Here is a 3,543-nt window from a genome sequence, read left to right as displayed (position 1 = left end):
GCAGCCGGACGGTGCGAGACACCGTGGCGACCGAGATCTTGGCGTCGAGGGTGACAGCGCGGCGGTAGAGTTCCTCCACATCCGGGTGGTCCTCGGCTTCGCTCAGGACGCGCGCGATCAACCGGCGCTGGCCGGTCATTTTCAGGCCGCGCTCGACGCAGAGGCGTTCGATCCGCGATGGATCGGGGCGTTCGGCGTCAGCGCGTGTCGGGGCGTCGGAACTCTGCATGTTCAGGCGCGGCACCCTCCGGCGATCCGGCCCGCTCGGGCCGGCGCGCTATCCATAGCCCCGACCGCGCCGCCAGACCACCCGCCAGAAATCCGGCCGGACAACGCGGCGGATGTGCAGGGCTGGCAGGCCGCCGGGCGGGCTGCTTCAGGCGTCCCGCACGGCTGCGGCGACGCGGCCCCGGCCGGGTGGGCGGCCGCGCGGCTTGGTGCCCAGGCCGATGCGCTTGGCCAGCGTGGACCGGTGCTTGGTGTAGTTCGGCGCCACCATCGGATAGTCCGACGGCAGGCCCCAGCGTTCCCGGTACTGGTCGGGCGTCAGGTTGAACGAGGTCTTCAGATGCCGCTTGAGCATCTTCAGCTTCTTGCCGTCTTCCAGGCAGATCAGGAATTCAGGCGTCACCGATTTCTTCACCGGCACCGCCGGCTGCGGCCGTTCCGCCACCTCCACCACCGGCTGGCCCATGGAGGACAGCGTCCGGTAGACTTCCTGGATCAGGTTCGGCAGATCGGCCACGGCCACGGAATTGTTCGACACATGCGCCGAAACGATCTCGGCGGTCAGGCCCAGGATGTCGGGATTGGAGGTCGTTTCAGCCATGATTCCGGTCTCGCCTGCATTGTCGGGCCTGGAACGGCCGACGCGTTCATGGCGGTCGGACGCAATGCCCTGGGCCATGCTAGTTGACGTGACTATATTGCTTAAAATCGATTGATTGCAACGATCAATGGCAAACAAAATGGGTGCGTTCCGATGAATCCCACCACAGATGAAGAACAGACCCACGATAGGGAGCTGGATATCACGAACGAGACTTGTCCGATGACCTTCGTGCGCACCCGCCTGGCGCTTGACCGCATGCAGCCGGGGCAAGTCCTGCGGCTGCGGCTGCGCGGCGACGAACCACGCCGGAACGTGCCCCGCACCGCCACCGAACAGGGCCATGCGGTGCTGTCGGCCACCGAGGCGGCGGATGGCGTGCTGGTGTTGCTGATCCGCAAGAAGGGCTGATCGCGGACCACCCGGATCGGGGCCGGTCCGCCTTCATCCCCTACGCATTGCGCTGTGCCAGCCGGAGGCCGGCCACATGGCCCCAGGCCATGTAGGGCCCGATGGTGGTGCCGGTGCCAACCCCGCGGGTCCCGAGCGGATTGGCGCTCGACGCCCCCGCCGCGAACAGCCCGGCAATGACGCTGCCATCCGGCCGCAGCACCTCCGCCTGGTCATTCGTGCGCGGCCCGCCCTTGGTGCCGAGGATGGAGCGGTTGAACGGCATCGCCAGAAACGGCGCGCGCTCCAATGCTTCCAACCCGCCACGCCGTCGCTTGTCGCCGCTGGCCGCGGCATCGGCGGCGGAGGGGCGGCCGAAATCGGCATCCTTCTGCGCCGCGCAGGCGGCGTTGTAGCGCGCCACCGTTGCCTCCAGCGCGATGGGGTCGAGGCCGATGGCCTGGGCAAGTTCCGGAATGCTGGCCGCGCGATGCAGCCAGCCGGCATCATCCTTCGCCGCCCAGCGCGCCGGCGGCAGCCGCTGCAGCAGCCGCGCATCGGCGATCACCCAGCAGGGCAGGTGCAGGGGCTGGCCGGCTGCATCCCGCGCATCCATCGCCTCGCCGATGTTGAAGACCAGCTCGTTCACGAAGCGGACGCCGTGGCGGTTCACCAGTATGGCGTTGGGCTCGGTGTGGAAGGGCACCGGGCGCGCCATCAGCTGGCCCTCATGCCGCACCGGCACCGCCGGGGTCAGCGTCGCCTGGTCCATATGCGCCAGCGCCGCGCCGGCGGCCTGGGCCATGCGGTGGCCATCGCCCGCATTGCCCGGCGGGCTGCCGAGGTAGTCCACCTTCCCCGGGAAATGCTGCGCGCGCAGCGCCGCATCCCATTCGAAGCCGCCGGTCGCGATCACCACGCCGCGCCGCGCCTGGATGGTCCGCTGCCGGCCGCGCTGCTCCACCACCACGCCCACCACCGCGCCCGTCTCATCCTGCTGAAGCGCGACGGCACGCGCCGAAAGCTCGATCCGCACGCCCGCATCCAGGCAGCCGCGCAGCAGCCCGGTGATCAGCGCGGTGCCCTTGCCGCGGCTGTTCACCAGCAGTCGCCAGGCGAGCCTCGGCCACAGCTTCAGCGCGGTGCGGTAGGGGTGGTGGTACAGATCCGTCTCCACCGCCTCGTGATAGGTGAAGATCTCCGGGATGGTGGACCGCCGGATGCGGAGTGCGAAGCGCCCGGCCCGCCAGCGGCTGAGCGGCAGGGGCGAGAGCATGCGCCCGCGCGGCTTGGCGCCCGGCAGGTTGCGCAGCGGGTCGCCCTCCGGCGTCAGCCGAAAACGCAGCGGCGAATGCGCCTCGACGAAGCGCAGCATGGCCGGCGAGGCCGTGACCAGGCGCTGCCACAGCGCATCCTCCGTCGCCGCCCAGCCTTCCGGCGCCGCGGCGCGGATGTATTCCAGTGCTTCCGCCGGGCTGTCGGCGATTCCGGCGGCTTCCGCATGGTGGTTGGCGGGTATCCAGGTGCCGGCGCCGGACATGGCGCTGGTGCCGCCAATGCGGTCGGACTTTTCCAGCACCAGCACGCGCAGACCGGACACGGCGGCGGTGAGTGCCGCGGTCAGCCCCGCCGCGCCGCTGCCCAGCACCACCGCATCATACGCATCATCCACGCCCGAACCCCCGCAAGCCGGGGCAGGCTAAAGCACGAAATCTGCGAGGGCTAAATCCGCCGCGCCGCATGCACCGCGGCGGCGGAGCCGTTGCCCACCAGCCAGGCCCAGCCGCGCAGCAGCAGGCCGGGCGGCGCATCGGCGGCCTCCCGCGCCTCGTCCCGGTGCTCCACCTCCTCCTCCTGGCAACGCGCCAGCAGGGCGCGGATCTCGGGGAAGATGCGCTCCGCGTCCAGCCGGTCGATCTGCGCCTGGTAGTGGTGGTCGACGAAGGTCTCCACCGCATCGATGGTGGCGTAGATGGCGCGGTTGCCAGCCAGCGCGGGCAGCGCCCCGGTCAGCCAGCCGGCGACGCGCCAGATCGGCAGCAGCACGCTGCGCTGGCGGGCCGGCAGCAGCCCCTCCAGCAGGTCCAGATGCCCCTGTTCGGTGGCGCCATGCCGCTGGGCGAAGTCTCGGATTTCGGGGTCGCGGGCGAATGCCAGGATGCCGCGATAGATCATCACGGCGCCGGTTTCCCCGGCATGGTCGGACCGCAATTCACCGACCAGCCAATCGGGCAGGTCGGCGGCGGGTGCGTTGACGGAGGCGGGGGGGCGGATATGGGTCATGGCCCTTGAGTTGGCACGGACCCTCAGTGGCGCAAGCCGAC

At 70.2% G+C, this 3,543-nt stretch carries 5 protein-coding genes; 1 reads left to right on the top strand and 4 read right to left on the bottom strand.

The window, feature by feature from the left end; translation table 11 throughout:
• Both Q8S40_RS13345 and Q8S40_RS13340 read right to left on the bottom strand, forming a co-directional pair.
• Positions 1-229: Fur family transcriptional regulator (locus Q8S40_RS13345; RefSeq protein WP_305670783.1), on the bottom strand; the 229-nt coding region annotated here is incomplete at its 3' end.
• Between the two features lie 147 nt (positions 230-376).
• Positions 377-829: a MucR family transcriptional regulator gene (locus Q8S40_RS13340; RefSeq protein WP_304809629.1), complete on the bottom strand. Its 453-nt coding sequence runs from the start codon at positions 827-829 to the stop codon at positions 377-379.
• Between the two features lie 153 nt (positions 830-982).
• Here Q8S40_RS13340 and Q8S40_RS13335 point away from each other — a divergent pair, with 153 nt between their 5' ends.
• Complete coding sequence (locus Q8S40_RS13335; protein ID WP_304809628.1) at positions 983-1,240, top strand: sulfurtransferase TusA family protein; 258 nt, start codon at positions 983-985, stop codon at positions 1,238-1,240.
• A gap of 40 nt (positions 1,241-1,280) precedes the next feature.
• Here Q8S40_RS13335 and Q8S40_RS13330 read toward each other — a convergent pair whose 3' ends face one another.
• Both Q8S40_RS13330 and Q8S40_RS13325 read right to left on the bottom strand, forming a co-directional pair.
• Positions 1,281-2,891: an FAD-dependent oxidoreductase gene (locus Q8S40_RS13330; protein ID WP_305670782.1), complete on the bottom strand. Its 1,611-nt coding sequence runs from the start codon at positions 2,889-2,891 to the stop codon at positions 1,281-1,283.
• A 50-nt stretch (positions 2,892-2,941) separates the two neighbouring features.
• Positions 2,942-3,502: a demethoxyubiquinone hydroxylase family protein gene (locus Q8S40_RS13325; RefSeq protein ID WP_305670781.1), complete on the bottom strand. Its 561-nt coding sequence runs from the start codon at positions 3,500-3,502 to the stop codon at positions 2,942-2,944.
• Positions 3,503-3,543 lie beyond the last annotated feature (41 nt).

Source organism: Falsiroseomonas sp. (genome assembly GCF_030695085.1).
Classification (GTDB): domain Bacteria; phylum Pseudomonadota; class Alphaproteobacteria; order Acetobacterales; family Acetobacteraceae; genus Falsiroseomonas.
This window is presented reverse-complemented; position numbering and strand designations above follow the sequence as displayed.

Bases quoted from the DNA above. Each gene is read 5' to 3' on its own strand.
- Q8S40_RS13325 (WP_305670781.1), bottom strand. From the start codon at position 3,502: ATGACCCATATCCGCCCCCCCGCCTCCGTCAACGCACCCGCCGCCGAC.
- Q8S40_RS13340 (WP_304809629.1), bottom strand. From the start codon at position 829: ATGGCTGAAACGACCTCCAATCCCGACATCCTGGGCCTGACCGCCGAG.
- Q8S40_RS13335 (WP_304809628.1), top strand. From the start codon at position 983: ATGAATCCCACCACAGATGAAGAACAGACCCACGATAGGGAGCTGGAT.